This window comes from Campylobacter sp. (assembly GCF_020024835.1).
Lineage (GTDB): Bacteria > Campylobacterota > Campylobacteria > Campylobacterales > Campylobacteraceae > Campylobacter_D.
This window is the reverse complement of the sequence record NZ_JAHHTD010000030.1, coordinates 1-19,153: the sequence shown is the minus strand read 5'-3', so window position 1 is coordinate 19,153 and position 19,153 is coordinate 1. Positions and strand designations below refer to the sequence as shown.

Below are 19,153 nucleotides of genomic sequence, written 5' to 3'. Positions count from 1 at the left end.
CATAATTTTTAAAAAATATTAAAGGAATAAAACAATTGGAAGATTTTTGATAAGTTAAATTTTTTTGTTGATTGACAAATTGTTTGTATGATATTTTTGAACTTTTGAAGTTAAAAAAATAAGTCAAAAGCGAATCTATATCCATCGTATTTTTATCATCAATAATATAACCATCAAAATACAAATCTCTCTTATCATCAAAATAAAGATTACGTGGTATGGCAATAGTTAATATTTCTTGATAAAAATCCACAGAAAATGTTTTAATGCCTAAATCAATGTCATTATAAAATAATCTAATACAATTAAAATATAATTTAGCACCTTTATATCTTTTGCTTATAGCCATAATTTCACTTAACCACTTATATCTTTCATTTTCTTCATTATGCTCATCAAGCTTCATTCTAAAGTTTGGGTCAATATTGTTATAATATACATTTAAATTATTATCAAAATCCCATTTTTGCGAATTTTTTAACATATCCTTAAATTTCTCAATAATTGTTTTCTCAGTAATTTTTGTAATAAATTCTTGTGCTTTTACAGAATTAAAATGAAGTTTTTGAATCAAATCTTTAAAACAAAGGCTTTTGATGTTGTTTTTCTGTAAAGCTTTCTTTGTATTGTTAGGCAAATCATCAGTTAAATAAAACATATATAATTCATAGTCTAAAAATTGTGTTTCTTTAAATTTATCAATAGTTTCTTTTATTTTGTTGGTTGTCGTATTAGATGTTACTTGTATAGCAATACGATGTTTATCATCAATTAAATCAATAGCTTTTGCATTCTTGTATCGTTCATTTACATTATAAAGATTCCAATCATAAATATTATTTAGTATTTGTAATAAATCATTTTCGCAATAGATGTTTATATCCATTAATCCAAGTGCATTGTTTAACTTAATTTTTGAACTAAGCTCTGAGAAATATTGAATAATTTTTATAATATTTTCCATTATTTGCCTTCAATGATTTTTATTTCTTCTTCGGTGAGGGAGTAGAGAGAATAAACTATTTTGTCTATTTGGGTTTGGAGTTTATCTATGCTAGCGTTTTTGTCTTTTTCTTTTAAATTTAAAATTTCATCAACTAAGCTTATAAGCTCATTTGCTAATTTTTCATTTTTAGAAGTTATTTTTGGGATAGGTAAATTTTCTAAGGCGTGTTTATTATATTGATAACCATTAGTTCCCAATTTACAACCTTGAGAAAAATTTCTGTAAAAATAACTTACTGCATTTGATGATAATAATCCCTGTAAGTATTTTAAATTCTCGCATACTAAAATAAAGGCTGTTTTTTCTGCAAAAAATCCTTTATTGTCGTAAATAAAATTTGCCCCCTGTGTTGTTTCTGGATACACAATCTTTTCTTTTTCAAATTCCTCTAAATACGCACAATTTCTAAGATTATAAGGAGTAATGCCTTTATCATCTCTATTGACAAATCCTTTGCCCTTACCATTATGATTTTTTGCAACTTCATCAAAATAAGCTTTTAGCGTAGGGTATTGCTCTATGTCAATAGGAGGGATTTTTTTGCCTTGTTTATTTTTGTATCCATTGTGAGTATTAATCACCCACAATCCTGCCCATTCATAGCTATATCTTTTTATATCGCGTCCTCTTAGCATTTTGCGTATGAGTTTGGCGGTGCGTTCTTTTTCATCTTCATCTTTGCAATTAGCTAAAATTTCATCTTTTTTTTCAGTGCTTATGATAAAAGCTTCGTTGTAGCCTGTTTTTATGCCATAGTTTATATCAAGTCCGTGCCAATCTTTTAGTGGTGTGCCGATTTTTTCTATCTTTGCTTTTAAAGAGGAAGTGCTTTCATCGCTAAAAATAAAGCTTTCTTTGCTTAAAGAGTTTTGCGTAATTTGTATAAAATCTTTGTTTTGATTTAAGTTGAAATTACAAGCTTTTAAATTTTCATCATTTAAAGCTAGATAATTTAAATAGCTTTTTTGTGATTTTGTTTTTTTAAAGCTTAGTATGGAAGTATCCACGGTGGCACTATCAAAAACTTTTATGCCGTTTAAGTCTAAATACTCTAAAAGCGTAGTATTTTTAAGTAAAAATTCACGCAAAGGCTCGCCGTATCCTGCTCTTGTGTATTTGTTTGAAGTGATGAAAGATAAAATACCATTTTGTTTTAGCACATTAAAACCTAGCTCGTAAAAATAAGTGTAAATATCGCTTGTGCCTTTATAGACTTTGTAAGATTTTGATAATTTTGGTTTTAATTCTTTGATTTGCTCTTGGCGTATATAAGGTGGGTTGCCTATCACTAAATCAAAGCCTAAAAAATCGCCATTATTATCAAGCACTTCGCTAAATTCAAAACGCCATTCAAAAGGATTTGCACTTTCTAAGTCAAATATGCTCTCATAAAGCTTTAAAAGCTCTTTAAATTCTTTTAAAGCTTTATTTTCATCAAAGTCAAATTCAAACATATTTTTAGAAAAAAAGCTTTTAAATTTGTCATCTGGGTGCTCTGAAGCTAAAAAGTCTCCGTATTTTTTAGAATACTCGTTAGTTTGGTTAGTAAGTTGTTTGATTTCTTTGCTAAATTTATCTTTAAGACAAAAGTTTTTAAAAGATTCTTTTAAATTTTTAATTTCTTTTGCTATAAGTGTTTTGTCTGTGTAAAAGCCTTCTTTGTAGTCTTTTACTATGCGTTTGTATTTATCCATACGTTCTTTGATATTAGGGTAGTGGTTTAAACTTTTATGAATTTCAAAATAACTTATGAGTGAATTCCCGCATTTGATGTTGATATCGATGTTTGGCAAGGTTTGTAAGGTGTTTTGATTTTTATCATTTTCAAAGATATAATAGCTGTATTTAAGTAGCTCTACCCATAATCTTAGCTTAGTAATCTCGCACGAATTTGGGTTGATATCTACGCCAAAGAGGCAATTTTCTATGATTTGCTTTTTGCATTCAAAAAGTTCTTTTTGAATTTTATGCAACTCATCTTCTTCAAAACTAGGCTTTTGATACTCAAAAAGCTTATTGTCGTTTGTAAATACTATAAGCTCATCGTTTTCAAGCTCTAATTTATTTCTTAATAAAGAATTTATAAGCCCTAATTTATAAGCTATGAAAACTAACTCATTTAAAGCTGAAACTAAAAAATGCCCGCTACCTACGGCCGGATCGCAAATCTTTAGCTTAAAAAGAGTGTTTAAATACTCTTGTTGTTTTTCTATGGAAAAATTTCTATCAATTAGCATTCTTAGCTCTGTGATAGAATTTGCTTTTAAATTATGCTTTTGCTCAAATTTATCAAGCACTATTTTTGAGATACTTTCTTTGCACATATAAGAAGTGATAAAGCTTGGAGTATAAAAGCTTCCTTCTTTGTAGCCATTTAGTTTTTCAAAGACATTGCCTAAGACGCTTGAGTTTATAAGCTTGTCGTGGTTGATTTTTTGATTTGCTTGTATGTCTTTGTTTGTGGTGGTAAAATCATACGCTCTTAAAAAACTAAAGAGGTATTCTAAAAGCGGAAGTTCTTTTTTATCTTTGTAATCTTTATCTTTTTCTAATATCGACTTTTCAAAAATGGCTAAAGGTTTAGAATCTAAAATTTTGATTTCTTTGCCACAAAGTTCTAAAGCATTTTTGTCAAATAATGAGGAATTTAGATATGGAATAAATTCAAAATCTTTTAAGGTCCTTTGATCTTCTTTTTTAGCTAAAACTTCAAAGAAAAGCTCTGAAAGCTTGGCAAAATTTGGTATGACTTCGCTTGATAAAAAGGGCTTTTGTATGTGTTTAAAAGACAAAAGCATAGATTCAAAAAGCCTTAAAAATAAAATGCGATTGTTCCAAGTGATTAAAAGTGCGAAAATATCATCAAAGTCTATATCTTTAAAAGCATTTTTAATGGCGTAGCTTAGAGTGTTTGGCGTAGATGATAAGATGATATTTTGTTGTTTGTTTTCTTGTAGTCCTAAGATGTAAAGTAATTCATCATAAAATTTTTTATTTAAAGCATTAGCGTCATAATGGTGCTTTTGACGCAATAAAACATAAGGAGAAAAAATTTGATAAATATAAGCAAAATTTTCATCATCTAAATCAGAGCTTAATTTAAAATAAGTATAGCTTAAACTTTTATCTAAATTTTCTAGATAAGAAAAAGTATCTTCGTAAAATTTACCTGTGCTTTTGTCGGTGCCTTCTTTGAAATCACAATTTTTATAAAATGTTTTTATGGCTTTGTCATTAGCAAAAAGGCTTTCGTATTCTTTAGCGTCTATGATGAAAAATTCTCTTGCAGTGCAAAGTATGATGTGCTTTATGGCGTTATTTTTATCTTGTTTTTCTCTTAAAAAATACAATATACTCTCGCAAAATGCTTTAGAAAGTAAATTTTCTTTTGATTTTGGAAATTCATTTTTGTTTGCGGTAGATTTTACTTCAAAGATGACATTTGCTTTTTCATCATCATAAATAGCAAGATCGATTTTGCCTTTAGTATTTAAATCATAATGATAAGTATCTTGCAAGAGTTTTGCGATTTCATTTTTTTGAAATTCTTCTTCACTAGCTTTAGCGGTTTTTTGTAAAAAATTATTGATTTGATTTTTAAAAGTTGTGATTAATTCTTTTGTGGGAGTTTTTGTGCTGTATTTTTTGATAAATTCACAAGGTGTAAGTAAATGAAAGTGCATATTTTTTCCTAAGATAATGAAATTTTTGATAAAAAATTGTAACTAAAAGCCTATTAATAAAAGCATAAAATCAAATGTAATTTTAATTTTGTTTAATATGTTAAGATTGTAATTTTAAAAGGAAAAATTATGAAAATATCTCAAATTTGTTTTAAGTTTTTAGTTGTTTTGATTTTTAGTATAAATGCGAATGCTTTGAGTGAGGGCGAAGAATATATAGTTTTAAAAAATCCGGTGCATAATGCACAAAATTCTTTAATAGAAGTTTTTTCATATCGTTGCGTGCATTGTTATAATCATCATAAATTTAATACTCTTGCTAAAGTAAAAGAGGCTTTGCCGAATTTAAGATATGATATTTTTTCTGCTAGTTCTATGAGTAAAAATGGAAAAGCTTTAAATGAAATGCTTGCTTTAGCTTCCTTTAAAGATAAGGCTAAAGGTTTAGATGGAGGTAGTAAGGATAGTTTGACGCATAAATTAGCTGATGTGTATTTTGTAAGTTATTTTGAAAATAAAATGCAATTAGACGATGAAAAATTATTTTACAAAATAGGCTTAAATGCCCTTGGAGCGACTAAAGAAGAATTAGATCAATTTTTAGATACTAAAGAAGCAAAGGAGCTTTTGAGTGATTATAAATTGGCTAATGAAATTGCTAAAAGATACGGAACACCAACTTTTGTAGTAAATGGAAAATATCAAATAAATCCTAAATACATTACTTCTTTAGAGGAGCTTATCCGTATAGTAAAAGAGCTTTCAAATAAATAATTTTAATAAGAAATAGTATGAATTTTTAATGATTAGTGTGAGTTTATTCTTAAGCTGTGAGATAATCTAAACGCAAGAGCTTTAAAAAAAGGGTAGGGTATGAGGCTTTTTTAAATTTTAGAGCTTTGTGTAGTGTGTTTGAGTATAAACTAGATAAAAATGGCAAAAATATAGTTTGCAAAGATGAATTATGGTAAATGTGAAGGCTATGAAATCAAAAATGTGGTATAGATAAAATCTGATAAATTAATAAGGGCAAAAGCCCTTATCTTATAAATACCCTACGCTTAAAGCTAGAAAATATCCTGTTATACAAGAAGTGATAACTCCTATTAAACCTGGAAGAATAAAGCTATGATTAATGACATATTTGCCTATTTTGGTAGTGCCTGATCTGTCAAATTGTATAGTAGCTAAGTCGCTTGGATAAGTTGGTAAAATATAATATCCATAGCAAGCTGCTGCAAAAGCTATAATAATACCTGGTTCAACCCCTATACCTAAAGCAAGCGGGACAAAAGCTGCTATTGCTGCTGCTTGAGAATTTACGAATTTAGATATAAGCAAAAGCATTAAAGCATAAGTCCAAGGATATGCTTTGACAATATCTCCTAAAGATTCTTTCATCATAGGCGTATGCACTGCAAACATAGTATCTGCCATCCAAGAAATTCCAAAAACTGCCACAAGTGCTATCATACCGGATTTAAAAATTTCATTTTTAGCGATTTTACTTGGATCTAATTTTGTAAATATTATTAAAGCTGATCCTGCTAAAAGCATAAACATTTGTATAGTAGCAACCATACTCATAGGCTTAATCACTCCTTTTGCATTTGCAAATTGAGGTCTAAGCTCTGGAAACGCTCCAAGTATAGCAACAATAGCAATAGCACCTAAGAATATCCACATAGCTACCCACTGAATGGTGGATAATTTTTCATTTAATAAAGTTTTGCTTTCTCCATAGATGTATTCTTTTTGCTCAGGATTTTTTAATTTTGCTTGAAATTCTTCATCTTTATCAAGATCTTTTCCTCTAAACCATGAAAAAATTCCAATAGCTAAGACACCTATTAGAGTAGAAGGTATGGTAATGGCTAATAAATCCACATATCCATCAAATCCTGCTAATTGGTGTTTGTTTAAATTAGGATTTAAAAGTAATGCAGTTAAGCTTACAACAGCGACAGAAACAGGACTTGCAATAATCCCAAGTTGGCTTGATATGCTTGAAGCTGCCATAGGACGTTCAGGGCGAATTCCATTTTTTATAGCTATGTCATAAATAATAGGCATCATAGTATAAACAACGTGTCCTGTTCCACAAAGTATAGTTAAAAAACAAGTAACAAAAGGTGCTAAGATAGTTAAAAATTTAGGATTTTTTCTTAATATTTTTTCAGCAATTTGAAGCATTACATCTAAGCCGCCACTAGCTTGTAATGTCGCACTTGCTACAACAACTGCTAAAATAGTAAGCATAACATCAATAGAAGGTTTTCCCGGTGCAACAGCAAAACCAAAGCTTAAAACTAATAAACCTATGCCACCTAATAAGCCTAAAGCAATACCTCCTTTTTTTGCTCCATAAAAAAGACAAATAAGCACGACTACCAATTGGATACTAAATTGAAACCCTTCACTAAGACTTGTTAGTATTTGCATTGACATCTCCTTATCTTTAAAATCAAGCAAAGTATAATGCAATGAATATTAATAGTAAATAAAAAATTTATGACTTTGAGTGATTATTTATTAGCATCTATATAGACGCTAATAAATAAAATTATTGATATTTTTTGAGGATATTTTTTAGAATTTTGCTGATTTTTTCCACAGAAGCTAATTCACATTTTTCATCAGTAGAGTGAGGACTATAAATATTTGGCCCTATGGAGCAACACTCAAGCTCTTGCTTGCTTCCTATAACTCCACATTCTAATCCAGCGTGTATAGCATAAAGTTTAGCATTAAAATTTTCTTCTTTAAAACATTTTAGAATTTCTTCTGCAAATTTGGTATTTGTATTTTCCCAAGGTGCATAAAAATTTGCACTACTTGTTTGGCAATTTAGCATTTTAAAATAAGTCAATGTTTCAAATTCTATATTTTGAAGTTCTTCTAAATTATTTGATCTTGCAAAAAGTTCAAAATGAAATTTTCCTTCTTTCTCATAAACTAAAGAGAGATTTATGCTAGTTTGGACTAAATTTAAATGAGGATTAAAACTTCTAACACCTTGAGAGAAAGCATTGATGAGATTTAATATTGTGCTTGAATTTTTATAATAAGTTCTTTTTATCTTACCCAAGGGTTTAATTTTAAAATAATTATTTTCCTTAGGAGGTGTGCTAAAAAATACCATAGCTTTTGCGTGTTTAGGTATGGAGTTGATCCTTTCTCCACCATAAAATTCGCAGATTTCTCCATTATTTTTACTGATAAATTGAGCCATTTCTTTGACTGAATTTTTAATATTTTTTACAATATCAATTCCTGAATGCCCACCTTTGAAAGAAACAGCTTCTAATTCATAGCATTGTTCTTCTTTTTCATCTAAAATTAAATCTAAATTTGCAAAAATATCAACACCGCCAGCACAAGAAATGACTATATCTTCATCATATTCGTGATCTAAATTTAAAAGTTTTTTTGAAATAAGAGTTAATTCTAAGTTATTTGCTCCACCAAGTCCAACTTCCTCATTATTTGTAAAAAGACATTCTATATTTTCATAATCTTTCAAAGCTTGCATCATTAAAGCAACGCCTATACCATTATCTGCTCCAAGACTTGAATTTTTTGCCTTTAAAAAACCTTGTTCTTCATAAATTTCTATTTTAGGAGCATTTCCCATACAAACCATATCATAATGACTTTGCAAACAAATTTTAGGATTTCCTTTATAAGCTTGTATATTGCCAGCTTTATCAGTCTTTACTATGCAGTTTTGTTCCTTTGCATAAGAGATTAAAAAATCTTTTAATTGATCAGTTTCATAGCTACAATGAGGTATTTTAGCTATTTGTTTAAAATTTTGTATAATTTCTTCCATAATTTTTCCTTTTTTATGATAATTATGACATATTTTGCTTAGGTATAAAATGAAATTTTCTAAAAAACAAATGAAATTTTTGTTGGATTTATTAAAAGATCCTAAATTTTTTTTAATTGCAGTCTTTTTGGTAATTTTTGCTTATGTATTAAATTATGATACAAATTTATATATACAAGCAAAAGTTGTTGAGGTTATAGATGGAGATACTATAAAGGTTATAATAAAACAAAAAGAAAGTAAAATAAGATTATTTGGTATAGATGCTCCAGAAAAAAATCAGGCCTATGGACAAATATCAAAAAAATTTTTAAGTGCTATTGTCTTAAATAAAGAAGTTACTTTAAGTATAAAAGATGAGGATAAATATGGTAGAATCTTAGCTATTGTTTATCTAAATGATAAAGATATTAATCAAATTATGGTCAAAAATGGTTACGCATGGGCTTATGAGTATTATAGTGATTTATATCTTAATGTGCAAAATATAGCTAAAAGTGCCAAAAAGGGTTTATGGGAGGATAAAAATCCTATAGAACCTTATAAGTGGCGCAAACAAATAAGGTTAAAATGAAATGTTAAAAAGAGTTATTTTAGTATTTGTGATGTTATTTTTAAATGGATGTTTTGTTAATGAAAGAGGAATTTCTAATCGTTTTTATGATGATTGCAAAGAATATTACGATGCAAGCGGAATATATCATAAAGAATGTCCGCAAAATTGGATTGATTTGCCTTTAACCCCCGATACTCTTAAGGGCAGCATTTAATTCAGCTTGCGAATTATCTTCATTTGCGTGTTCTTGATTTTTAGTATTGCTTGAGTTTGCTTGAGTTTGCTTGAGTTTAAATATATGATCTTCAGTTGTTACAACTTGAAAAGAAGCATCAAAAATTTTAATTTCATTTACAAAGCCAACAACCTTTACTTCTCTTTTTCTAGCATCATCACTAAACAAGGCGTTTGCTTCAAGATTTAAAATATCACCAACTTTTAAAGGTGCATAAAAAAAACTTCTAGAGCCTATTAAGACGCTAAATTCTTTATTGATAGCAGCTTGTGCTATATAATTTGCAGCATTGAATACAAAACCGCTATGAACTAAGCCAAAATCATCTACTACCATATCTCCTGTGGTGATTAATATACCTTTGGCAAAATTCTTTTCCACGTGAGAGATACTTCCTGATAAGTTGTTGTTGATACTTGGACAAGTAACGAGTTCTGTTTTAATGCGATTTAATTCTTCAGGATCTATTAATTCTTCTATATTAACTATACTTGCACTTTTTGCCATTTTAAACCTCTAACTTTACATAAACTCTTCTTGGAGCTGGATAACCTTCACATGTAAAATTTGAATTATTTTTATCTAAAAAACACTCTAAAGAATAAGAATCTATCCATTCGGTTTTTCTTTGTTCTTTAAGATCTGTTTGCTTTGTAGCTAAAACTTCAAATTTATTAAAACCAGCTTTAATACACCAATTTCTTAAACCTAATATCGACGGAATAAAAAAAATATTTGGTATTTTTGAATAAGTTTTTTGAGGAATGAGTGCAATTTCTCTTTCATCTTCTATATACATAGTATCTAAAAATACTATACCTTTTTTATTGAGAGATTGTTTGATTTGTTTTAACATCATTATAGGATCACTTCTGTGATAAATTACGCCAAGACAAAAGATAATATCAAATTTAACAGGATAATGCACTACATCAGCTACGCCTAGTAATTCATATTGTATATGAGTTTTTGCTAAAGAATTTAGTAATAAAAATTGGAGATAGTATTTTATAGATGGATCAAAGCCTATAATTTTTTTTGGATTAAATTCTAGCATTTTGAACATATAATAACCATTATTACACCCAATATCTGCTACAACTTTATCTTTGATACAAGATATATGATTTTTTAATATATTAAATTTAATAAAACTTTGCCATTCTGTATCAATAAAAAGATCATTGATTTTAAATGGTCCTTTACGCCAGGGTTTTAATTGCAAGGCTATGTTTTTAATTGTTTCATCGAAAGCTTTATCACACGTAATATCAAAACTATCATTTTTTACTTGAATTTGTGATTTTAAAATTTTATTATTTAAATCTTGAATTTCTTTATAAAGATGATGATTAAAAACTTGCTTTAACAAGGCATTATTTTGCATAGTTTTCTTATAAAACTCCCAAAAAGGGAGTATGTTATTGGAGTAAGCTTGCTAATTTTGTTTGTAGCATTATATTTGAATGAGCATTAGCAAATAAAAATGCATTTTCTTTTAAATAATTTGCATTAAAATCATTTACATTTTTAGCTAGATCATTATTTTGTAATTTGCTTTCAGCTTCTTTAGTGTTGATACTAGTTTGCAAAGAAGAATTTATGTTGGCATTAATAGCACTAATTCCAGCACCAATATCTGCACGCAAAGCTCCTACTTGATCAAGAAATCCACTAATTTTATCTTGATTTTCAAGATTTAAATCAGTTGTATTTGGTTGATTTAAATTTATACTTTCAACACCAGAACCAACTACAAAATCCATACTTTGAAAAACATTTTTTCCATTAAAACTAGCACTTGAAAAAGCATCATTTATAGAATCTACAAGTCTAGTTGCTTCGGTATTTAGCATACCTTTTTGTCTATCATTTAGTGCGGCATTGTTTGAGCGAACTGAAAGTTCATTTAATCTATCCGCAGTAGCTGTTATGTTATTTAGCGCTGAATCTGCTATTTGTAAAACACCTATAGAATCATAAGCATTTAAAATTCCTTGATCAATTGTGCCATATTGGCTTCTTAATGAATCTGCTATGGCTAAGTTTGCACTATCAGTGCCATCAATAGCACGGATTGCAGCTATATTTGATAAAGCTTTTTCTTGACTTTTTTGTGCTTGATTTACATAATGGTTTGATTGAGTTGATCCTATATCATTTATTTTCATCGCTCTACTCCTTTTTTAGACTTATTGTATTATATCATTTTTTTTAAAATTTAGAAAAAATAAAGCAAATTGAGAAAACATAATAATTTTCATCACAATCTCACTAGCATTATGAATTTTTACAAATTCTTGAGTTTGTGTTGCTTTTTCCCCTAAAGTTTGTGCTTGCAATATGTAAGCACTAAAGTAAAAAACAAAAAGCAAACTTAGTGCCAAAATAATTAAAGAAAGCATAAATTTTGAAAAATTTATTTTAAAAGTATAATTTTTATTTTTAAAAGAAAAAATTTCTATTAATATGGATATGATACTAACTCCAAGCAAAACATAACCAAATTTAACAAAAATATTTGTCATTAAAAGTCCGCTTTGAAAATGGGTTAAAATTCCTTCTCCTATGAATTTTTCAGGATAAAATATAGTAGGAGCTAAAAATACACCAATGCTAATTTCTATACCAATTAAACTTGCAAGTAAAAATAAATACACAGCTTTCATAATAATTTTCCTCCTTAATAAAATGAAATAATTATATTTTAATATTCTAAACTACGTGCAATAAAAACTCTATCAAAACCTTGATAATCGGTAAAAAATTCAGCTTTAAAGTCGTATTTGTTTAAAATTTGATTTAAAAGTTCTTTTTGATCATATCCAAATTCACAAGCTAAAATCTTGCATTTTTTATTTCTAGCAAAAATAATTATATCTTCTAAAATTTCCCAACCTTTTTTACCACCATATAAAGCATTATGAGGTTCATTTTTTACCCATTTGTCTAATGGATAGGAATTTTTTATATAAGGAGGATTTGAAAATATAAAATCGTAATTTAAATTCAATTTTTTAAAATTACAAAGCTTAAAATCAATATGATCTAAAACTTGATGGTGCTTTGCATTCTTTTTAGCAAGATTTAGTGCTAATGGGTTTATATCGCAAGCTTGAAGTGAAATCTTTTTTAATTTTGCTAAAATGATACTTAAAACGCCACTTCCAAATCCTATTTCTAAGATATGTTTAAAATGATAAGTATCTAAAATTTCTAAACATTTTTCTAGTAAAATTTCACTATCAAAACGAGGAATTAAAACTCCATTTTCAATAAAAAAATCCATACCATAAAAATTAGTTTGTTTAAAAATATATTCAAATGGTTCTCCATTTAAAAAACGATCAACAAGCATAAAAAATTTTTTTTCATCAATTAAAAATTCAGGGTTTAAAAAAATCCAAGATTTATCTTTTTTTAAAAATGCACAGAGTATGAATATTATGTGTTCTTTATGTGATAAATCTTTAGTATAAGCTATTTTTAATGCTTTTTCAATAGGCATCATTGTAATGCTTTGATTCTATCATAAATACAAGGATGGCTTAAGTAAAAAAATGTATATATTGGACTTGCTTTTATAAAAGCTTTGTTTTCTTTTGCAAGTGCTATTAGAGCGTCTTTCATATCACTTTTTGAACTTAATTTTGCTCCATGTAAATCAGCATTAAATTCATTTTTTTGACTTATTTTATTGATAAAAGGGGAAATAAAAAAAGTAAAAATATTTCCAAAAATTATTAATAAAGCAAAAACTCCAGCATTAACCTCATCAAGATGACTTTGAGTGTAAAATAAATTTGGTAAATGTGCAAAGATAAAAAATAAAGCAAAAAGCATTAAAGCACTCATAAGAAGCATTTTTATTAAATCTTTATGCACAAAGTGTCCAAGCTCGTGTCCTAAAACAGCTATAAGTTCATTTTCTTTTAAAGCTTTTAAAAGTGTATCAAATAATACAACTCTTTTGCTTTTAAAAAGTCCTCCAAAATAAGCATTTAATCTTTTATCTCTTTTACTTGCATCGATGATATAAATTCCATTGGCATTAAAACCACACTTATGCATTAAATTTGTGATTTTTTCTAGCAATTTTTCATTATCTAATTTTGTCATTTTGTTAAATATAGGGGCTATGAAGGTAGGATAGATTAAGTTAATAATGATAATTATGCTAAAACTTAAGGCAAAAGCTACTATCCACCAATAATCACCAAAAAATTCAAAACAAAAAACTAAAGAATATATTATTAAAAAACCAAATATAAGCATTAAAATCAAAGATTTTAAACTATCTTTTATAAAAAGTGCTAAAGTTATATTTGAAAAGCCATGTTTTTTATCTTTAACAAAACTCTCATAATACCCTAAAGGTAAATTTAAAATACTAAGTATAAGTAAGAATGCGAGCAAAAATAATGTATTTTCAAAAGTAGAATTTTCTTTTATAAAAAAATCTTTAAGATATAAAAATCCAAAACTAAGCCAAGCTATGTTGATGATTAAATGATAAATGTTTGAAAACATTTTGTATTTTTCATTTTCTATAGCTATATTTGCTGCGTTGATATAATCATTTTTACTTAAAATTACTGCTTGTTTATTTTTTTCTTTTTTTATAAATTGAATTTGATTATAAGAAATGTAAAGTGTAAATAATGTATAAATACACAAAATAGTCATTAATATCATAGTTTCCCCTTTTTATTTTATAAATTGTAATCAAGCTAATAAAATAAGAGTTAATATCTCTATAAATTTTCACTTTTTTCTAAAATTTCAAAATATTCTTTCTCTAAAAATTCTAGATCTTGTTCAAGTGCGTTGAGTTGATTATATAAAAAATCAATTCCTTTCTTTTGATAAATTTTAGGATCACTTAGAGAATTTCTTATTTGTTTGATTTCTTCTTCTATTTTTTGAATTTTATCAGGGTGAGAATTTAAAATTTCATTTTCTTTATAACTTAATTTTTTAGTAGTTTTTTCCTTATTTTTTTGACTTTGATTTTCATTTGTAACAAGATATTGAGAAAATTCTTTGAAATCTTTGAGTTCTTTTTCATTTTCTAAGTATTCACTATATGAGATTACTTCTATGTTTATGGTTGAATTATCTTCAAAAGTATAAAGTTTTGTAGCTATTTTATCAACAAAATATCTATCATGAGATACTAGTAAAATGGCTCCTTCAAAAGAAAGTAAGTATTCTTCTAAAATATTTATGGTGGCAATATCAAGATCATTTGTGGGTTCATCTAAAATTAAAACGTCATATTCTTTTGTAAAAAGCAAAGCTAATGCGACTTTATTTTTCTCTCCTCCGCTTAATACACTCACACTTTGATCTAAGAATTCTTTAGGGAATAAAAATTGTTTTAAATATCCATAAACATGTATATTTTTTCCACGTACTTGAATATGATCTCCGCCATTAGGACAAAAAATTTCTAAAAGTGTTTTGTCGGTATTTAACAAACTTCTACTTTGATCAAAATAACCTATTTTTATATCTCCTCTTTTAATCTCTCCACTATCTAAAGGAATTTGGTCTAATAAAATTTTTAAAAAAGTAGATTTACCGCAGCCATTTTTTCCTACTATTGCAATATGCTCACCTTGTAATATTCTAGTGCTAAAATTTTGAAAGAGTGTTTTTTCAGAAGTTATTTTTGTGATATCTTTTAGTTCAAAAAGCATTTTTTTGCGATTTTGACTTTGAGTTTGATTGAAATTTTTACTAGCTCTTTTAATTTCAAGTTGCAAGCGTTTAATTGCACTAGGATTTTTTTTAGCTTCTTCACGCATTTTTAAAATACGTTCTTTGCGACCTTCGTTGCGTTTGAGTCTTGCTTTTACGCCCCTTTTTAACCATTCTTCTTCACTTTTTAATTGTTTTAATAAGGTCTCATGGCTTTTAGATAAAGATGCTAAAATATCAGCTTTTTTTTCTAAATATTGGGTGTATCCACCTTCAAAAATACTTAATTTTCCAGCTTCAACCTCTACACATTTTTGAGCTATAGCATCTATAAAATGTCTATCATGAGAAATAAAAATAACACACATTTTAGAAGTTTTTAATCTTTCTTCTAAAAAACTACTCATATAAACATCTAAGTGATTAGTTGGTTCATCTAAAAGTAAAATATCTGGATTTTTTAGTAACAACGTGCAAAGCCCAACGCGCCTAATTTCCCCTCCGCTTAATGAGCAAAGTGGTCGATTTTCATACTCTTTTAAACTAAATTCTTCTAAAATTCTTTGAATTTTTTGATCTAAATTCCAAGCATCTTTTGAGTCAATTATCAAACTTAAATCATCTACTTTTTTTAAATATTCTTTGTTGTTAGGATCAAAAGATAATTTTTCGTTGTAAATATTAAATTCATTTAAAGCATTATAAATTTCTTTTAATTCTTGTTTTATTACTTGAGTTACACTTAAAGAATTTTCAAAACTTACTTGTTGGCTTAACATAGCAATACTTATATTGTTTTGTTTAATTACTCTTCCAGTGTCTAATTTTAAAGCCCCAATGAGTATTTTTAAAAGACTTGACTTTCCTTCTCCATTTTTTCCAATGATAGCTATTTTTTCACCTAAATTTGCACTAAAATTTGCATTTTCTAGTATAATTTTTGTATTAAATTTTTTATTTGCGTCTATTAAATCAATTAAGGCCAAGATTATTCCCTGATATTTTTTAGAATTCTACTTTAAAAAATATTAATTTTGCTTAAATACAATTACACAATGAAAATGGTGATTTTTTTTAGCATATTAGTATTTTTTTTTACGTTAGCAAATTGGTATATTTATAAAAGATTTTTAAATCGAATTGATTTTCTAGCAAATTATAAAGTAATTTTGAAATTTTTTATGATTTTTATTTTTTGTATGCAAATAGTTTTTTTTGCCAGTATGCGTAATGATTTTTTAAGCGGAAAAATTTATTATATTTTGGCTATTTTTCCTACTATTACTTGTTCTTTGCTACTTTTTACTATATTATTTGAATTAGGAAGTTGGATTTTTTTTAGTAAAAAAAAACAAATTTTTAACACTCAAAGAAGAAAATTTTTAAAACTTATTTTTGATTCTTGGTTTATCATACTTAGCGTAAGTATGATTTTTAAAGGCTTTATTAATGCTGTGAGCTTGCCTAAAATAAAGCATATAGACATAAAAAATACAAAACTTAAAGAAAATATAAATATAGCTTTAATTTCTGATGTGCATTTAGGAAAAAATTTAGGAAAAGAATTTTTGCAAGGCTTAGTTGATAAGGTAAATACCTTAAATGCTGATGTAGTGATTATTGCAGGTGATTTAATAGATGCTAATATTGATAAGATGGATTATCTTAGTATTTTAGAAAATTTTAAATCAAAATATGGCACTTTTTATGTATATGGTAATCACGAATATTATCATAATATCGAAAAGATTGGTAATAAGTTGAAAAAATTAAAAAATTTTAGAGTTTTAGAAGATGAAATTTTTCAATTTGAAAATTTTTCTTTAAGTGGCACTTTAGATCTTAGTGCTAAATATTTAGGACATAAAGAAAGCGATATATCAAAGCTTACACAACAGATAAATAATGATAAATTTAATATATTAATCACTCATCAGCCAAAATATGTGAAGATAAATAATGTAAAAGATTTTGATTTAGTTTTATCAGGCCACACTCACGCTGGACAAATATTTCCTTTTTCTTTACTAGTTTTATTAGAACAAGGATATGTGTATGGATTGTATCAGCTTAGTAAAAAAACATTATTGTATGTAAGTAGTGGAGCAGGCTTTTGGGGTCCTGCTTTAAGATTTTTAGCACCTAGTGAAATAGCTTTTTTGAAATTAAAAGGAGAATAAATGATATTAAGCAATAGTATATCAAGAATTTTTGGAATGATAGCTAAGATTAAATTTCCACAAGTGATACAAAAAAATATTAATAAAGCCTATATAAAAGCTTTTGATATAAATATGAGTGAATTTAAATATTATGAAGAATACGATAGTTTAAATGCTTTATTTACTAGAACTTTACAAAATGAAAGAAAATTAGATGAAGGATTCATAAGTCCAAGTGATGGAAAAATTTTAGAACTTGGAAGTAGTTATCAAAATAAATCAAAACAAAATATTGCTCTTAGCATTAAAGGGTCAAGTTATGGTGTAGAAGAGCTTTTAAAACAAGCAGCAACAAAAGAAGAATTAGAAAACGGGGTAGATTATGTGAATATTTATCTTTCTCCAAGGGATTATCATCATTATCACGCCCCTTGTGATATGAAAATTTTAAGTGCTAGCTATATTAGCGGAGCTTTATTTAGTGTTAGTGAGTCAAAACTTGCAAAAATAGTTAATCTTTATACTAAAAACGAAAGAGTTGTTTTAAAAACTCTAGTAGATGATAAATTCCTTTTTTGGATGGTTTTTGTAGGTGCTTTAAATGTTGGTAAAATGAAATTTGCATTTGATCCTAGCATACAAACAAATGCCGCAAATTATGACTTTACCCATACTTATGAGAATCTTCTTGTAAAAAAAGGTCAAAGATTGGGAAATTTTGAACTAGGATCTACTATAGTTTTAATTGCTGAACAAGGATATTTAAAATGGAATAAAAATGCCTATGAGTATATTAAATTTTCTAACAATTTAGCTCATTTTATTTGATTTTATCTTCATTAGCTATTTTATATAAAAAGGCAAAAATTTCAGCCACTGCTTTATACATATTAGGTGGGATTTCATCACCTAAATCTAGCTTGCTTAAAACTTCTACTAAATCCTTATCTTCTTTGATAGGTATGCCATTTTCTTTTGCTAAAGAAATAATTTTAGTGGCATTTTCACCTTTAGCATTAGCTAAAATTTTTGGGGCATTTTGTTCTTCTTTTTTATAGCCTAGTGCAACTGCTTTTTTTATTTTTTTCGTCATATTTATGCTTTCGTATCAAAACCCATATTAAAATCATTGTATTCATCTTGACTTTTAAATTTGCTTCTTACTATATCGCTTATAAAAAAATTTGAACTTAAAAGTCCTACTTCGCTTAGAGATCTTTTTAACTCATGTGCTTTTTCATATAATTTTTTTCTAAATTCAATATTTTCTATCATCATATTTATGTCAATGTATTTATCGTTATTTAAAGATAAAAATACATTAATTTTTCCAAGTTTTTCAAATTCAAGATTTATTTGAGCATAAAATTTATCTTTTTTTCCACGTTTAAAAACTACGTTTGATTTTTCTAAATCATCCCAAAAAAATGGTAAAAAAGTATGGATATTATTATCTGCTAAAGAAAGCAATTGATTAAATTCTAGTTGAGTTATAAGACGATTGGTTTGATTTAAAATATTTTCATTATCTAAATTTTTAGCTAAATTTGAGATTTGTAAAAGTGTAGATTTTATATCTTTTTGTAAATCTGCATTGATTTCATTGGTGCTTTTTTGAGTAATTTTAGAAAGATCTTTAATGGAGAGTTCAAGTTTTTTTTCTATATTTTTTATATCATCTAATGAATTTTTTGCTTCATAACTTTTAAAATCCAACGCTTTTAAAACTTCATTAAGTTTGTTGCCAGTTTGATTTAATTCTTTACTAAGATTTGCCAATAATTCTTCTTGTAAATTTTGAGAAAAATTTAAATTTTTATTAGTTTTAAAAATATTTTCTAAAGTATTATTATCATTTTTATTTAAGATTGTATTATTCGTATTTTGAGAGTTATTTGCTGGAGTATTTTCTTCTTTTATTAAATTTTCATCTTTAAAATCTTTTGTATTTTTAGTTGAATTTAAGTTTTTTTCAT

Annotated in this window: 18 protein-coding genes; 5 read left to right on the top strand and 13 right to left on the bottom strand. The window is 26.9% G+C overall.

All coding sequences use genetic code 11. The features are described 5' to 3' along the window. On the bottom strand, nt 1–964 hold a 964-nt coding region (locus QZ429_RS05825; protein ID WP_291952776.1), incomplete at its 3' end, for an SMEK domain-containing protein. Next, nucleotides 964–4,689, bottom strand: a complete 3,726-nt coding sequence (locus tag QZ429_RS05820; RefSeq protein WP_291952774.1) for an Eco57I restriction-modification methylase domain-containing protein — start codon at nt 4,687–4,689, stop codon at nt 964–966. The genes QZ429_RS05820 and QZ429_RS05825, both read right to left, overlap by 1 nt. A 129-nt stretch (nt 4,690–4,818) precedes the next feature. On the opposite strand from QZ429_RS05820, the gene QZ429_RS05815 reads away from it, so the two are divergent. Continuing rightward, nucleotides 4,819–5,463, top strand: coding sequence for a thiol:disulfide interchange protein DsbA/DsbL (locus QZ429_RS05815; protein WP_291952772.1), 645 nt, complete (start codon nt 4,819–4,821; stop codon nt 5,461–5,463). Nucleotides 5,464–5,733: 270 nt separating this feature from the next. On the opposite strand, the gene QZ429_RS05810 is transcribed toward QZ429_RS05815, so the two are convergent. Both QZ429_RS05810 and QZ429_RS05805 read right to left on the bottom strand, forming a co-directional pair. Next, the gene (locus tag QZ429_RS05810; RefSeq protein ID WP_291952770.1) at nt 5,734–7,131 is read right to left on the bottom strand and encodes an anaerobic C4-dicarboxylate transporter; all 1,398 of its coding nucleotides are present in this window, start codon (nt 7,129–7,131) and stop codon (nt 5,734–5,736) included. A 121-nt stretch (nt 7,132–7,252) separates the two neighbouring features. Then, a complete protein-coding gene (locus tag QZ429_RS05805; RefSeq protein ID WP_291952768.1) occupies nt 7,253–8,521 on the bottom strand; it encodes a M20/M25/M40 family metallo-hydrolase in 1,269 nt (422 codons plus the stop codon). A 49-nt stretch (nt 8,522–8,570) separates the two neighbouring features. On the opposite strand from QZ429_RS05805, the gene QZ429_RS05800 reads away from it, so the two are divergent. Then, on the top strand, nt 8,571–9,095 hold the full coding sequence (locus tag QZ429_RS05800) for a thermonuclease family protein (RefSeq protein WP_291952766.1): 525 nt from the start codon (nt 8,571–8,573) through the stop codon (nt 9,093–9,095). Between the two features lies 1 nt (nt 9,096). Then, nucleotides 9,097–9,291 (top strand): hypothetical protein, encoded by a 195-nt coding sequence (locus QZ429_RS05795; RefSeq protein WP_291952764.1) that lies wholly within the window; start codon nt 9,097–9,099, stop codon nt 9,289–9,291. Here QZ429_RS05795 and QZ429_RS05790 read toward each other — a convergent pair. The 7 genes from QZ429_RS05790 to QZ429_RS05760 are packed head-to-tail and all read right to left on the bottom strand — an operon-like array spanning nt 9,259 to nt 16,001. Further along, nucleotides 9,259–9,819 (bottom strand): hypothetical protein, encoded by a 561-nt coding sequence (locus QZ429_RS05790; protein WP_291952763.1) that lies wholly within the window; start codon nt 9,817–9,819, stop codon nt 9,259–9,261. The genes QZ429_RS05795 and QZ429_RS05790 overlap by 33 nt on opposite strands. A 1-nt stretch (nt 9,820) precedes the next feature. Further along, complete coding sequence (gene cmoB / locus QZ429_RS05785; protein WP_291952760.1) at nt 9,821–10,699, bottom strand: tRNA 5-methoxyuridine(34)/uridine 5-oxyacetic acid(34) synthase CmoB; 879 nt, start codon at nt 10,697–10,699, stop codon at nt 9,821–9,823. 34 nt (nt 10,700–10,733) lie between these two features. Further along, entirely contained in the window at nt 10,734–11,483 is a 750-nt protein-coding gene (locus QZ429_RS05780) for a flagellin (protein ID WP_291952758.1), read from the bottom strand. Between the two features lie 21 nt (nt 11,484–11,504). Then, nucleotides 11,505–11,981: a DUF4149 domain-containing protein gene (locus QZ429_RS05775; protein WP_291952756.1), complete on the bottom strand. Its 477-nt coding sequence runs from the start codon at nt 11,979–11,981 to the stop codon at nt 11,505–11,507. A gap of 38 nt (nt 11,982–12,019) precedes the next feature. Beyond that, nucleotides 12,020–12,820: a HemK/PrmC family methyltransferase gene (locus tag QZ429_RS05770; protein WP_291952778.1), complete on the bottom strand. Its 801-nt coding sequence runs from the start codon at nt 12,818–12,820 to the stop codon at nt 12,020–12,022. Continuing rightward, the gene (locus QZ429_RS05765; RefSeq protein WP_291952754.1) at nt 12,820–14,007 is read right to left on the bottom strand and encodes a M48 family metallopeptidase; all 1,188 of its coding nucleotides are present in this window, start codon (nt 14,005–14,007) and stop codon (nt 12,820–12,822) included. Before QZ429_RS05765 ends, QZ429_RS05770 begins: the two co-directional genes overlap by 1 nt. Nucleotides 14,008–14,066: 59 nt before the next feature. Then, nucleotides 14,067–16,001: an ABC-F family ATP-binding cassette domain-containing protein gene (locus QZ429_RS05760; RefSeq protein WP_291952752.1), complete on the bottom strand. Its 1,935-nt coding sequence runs from the start codon at nt 15,999–16,001 to the stop codon at nt 14,067–14,069. A gap of 213 nt (nt 16,002–16,214) precedes the next feature. Between QZ429_RS05760 and QZ429_RS05755 the strand changes: the two genes are divergently transcribed. Both QZ429_RS05755 and QZ429_RS05750 read left to right on the top strand, forming a co-directional pair. Next, nucleotides 16,215–17,195 carry a metallophosphoesterase gene (locus QZ429_RS05755; RefSeq protein WP_291952750.1) on the top strand — a complete coding sequence of 327 codons (981 nt, stop codon included), beginning with the start codon at nt 16,215–16,217 and terminating at the stop codon, nt 17,193–17,195. Further along, a complete protein-coding gene (locus QZ429_RS05750; RefSeq protein WP_291952748.1) occupies nt 17,196–18,005 on the top strand; it encodes a phosphatidylserine decarboxylase in 810 nt (269 codons plus the stop codon). Here the strand turns inward: QZ429_RS05750 and QZ429_RS05745 are convergent. Together QZ429_RS05745 and QZ429_RS05740 are read right to left on the bottom strand one after the other, a co-directional pair. After that, nucleotides 17,998–18,270 (bottom strand): FlhB-like flagellar biosynthesis protein, encoded by a 273-nt coding sequence (locus QZ429_RS05745; RefSeq protein ID WP_291952747.1) that lies wholly within the window; start codon nt 18,268–18,270, stop codon nt 17,998–18,000. The genes QZ429_RS05750 and QZ429_RS05745 overlap by 8 nt on opposite strands. 2 nt (nt 18,271–18,272) lie before the next feature. Continuing rightward, on the bottom strand, nt 18,273–19,153 hold an 881-nt coding region (locus QZ429_RS05740), incomplete at its 5' end, for a flagellar hook-length control protein FliK (protein WP_291952745.1).

Coding starts and splice junctions, on each gene's coding strand:
- QZ429_RS05820 (WP_291952774.1), bottom strand. CDS start 4,689: ATGCACTTTCATTTACTTACACCTTGTGAATTTATCAAAAAATACAGC.
- QZ429_RS05815 (WP_291952772.1), top strand. CDS start 4,819: ATGAAAATATCTCAAATTTGTTTTAAGTTTTTAGTTGTTTTGATTTTT.
- QZ429_RS05810 (WP_291952770.1), bottom strand. CDS start 7,131: ATGCAAATACTAACAAGTCTTAGTGAAGGGTTTCAATTTAGTATCCAA.
- QZ429_RS05805 (WP_291952768.1), bottom strand. CDS start 8,521: ATGGAAGAAATTATACAAAATTTTAAACAAATAGCTAAAATACCTCAT.
- QZ429_RS05800 (WP_291952766.1), top strand. CDS start 8,571: ATGAAATTTTCTAAAAAACAAATGAAATTTTTGTTGGATTTATTAAAA.
- QZ429_RS05795 (WP_291952764.1), top strand. CDS start 9,097: ATGTTAAAAAGAGTTATTTTAGTATTTGTGATGTTATTTTTAAATGGA.
- QZ429_RS05790 (WP_291952763.1), bottom strand. CDS start 9,819: ATGGCAAAAAGTGCAAGTATAGTTAATATAGAAGAATTAATAGATCCT.
- cmoB (WP_291952760.1), bottom strand. CDS start 10,699: ATGCAAAATAATGCCTTGTTAAAGCAAGTTTTTAATCATCATCTTTAT.
- QZ429_RS05780 (WP_291952758.1), bottom strand. CDS start 11,483: ATGAAAATAAATGATATAGGATCAACTCAATCAAACCATTATGTAAAT.
- QZ429_RS05775 (WP_291952756.1), bottom strand. CDS start 11,981: ATGAAAGCTGTGTATTTATTTTTACTTGCAAGTTTAATTGGTATAGAA.
- QZ429_RS05770 (WP_291952778.1), bottom strand. CDS start 12,820: ATGCCTATTGAAAAAGCATTAAAAATAGCTTATACTAAAGATTTATCA.
- QZ429_RS05765 (WP_291952754.1), bottom strand. CDS start 14,007: ATGATATTAATGACTATTTTGTGTATTTATACATTATTTACACTTTAC.
- QZ429_RS05755 (WP_291952750.1), top strand. CDS start 16,215: ATGCAAATAGTTTTTTTTGCCAGTATGCGTAATGATTTTTTAAGCGGA.
- QZ429_RS05750 (WP_291952748.1), top strand. CDS start 17,196: ATGATATTAAGCAATAGTATATCAAGAATTTTTGGAATGATAGCTAAG.
- QZ429_RS05745 (WP_291952747.1), bottom strand. CDS start 18,270: ATGACGAAAAAAATAAAAAAAGCAGTTGCACTAGGCTATAAAAAAGAA.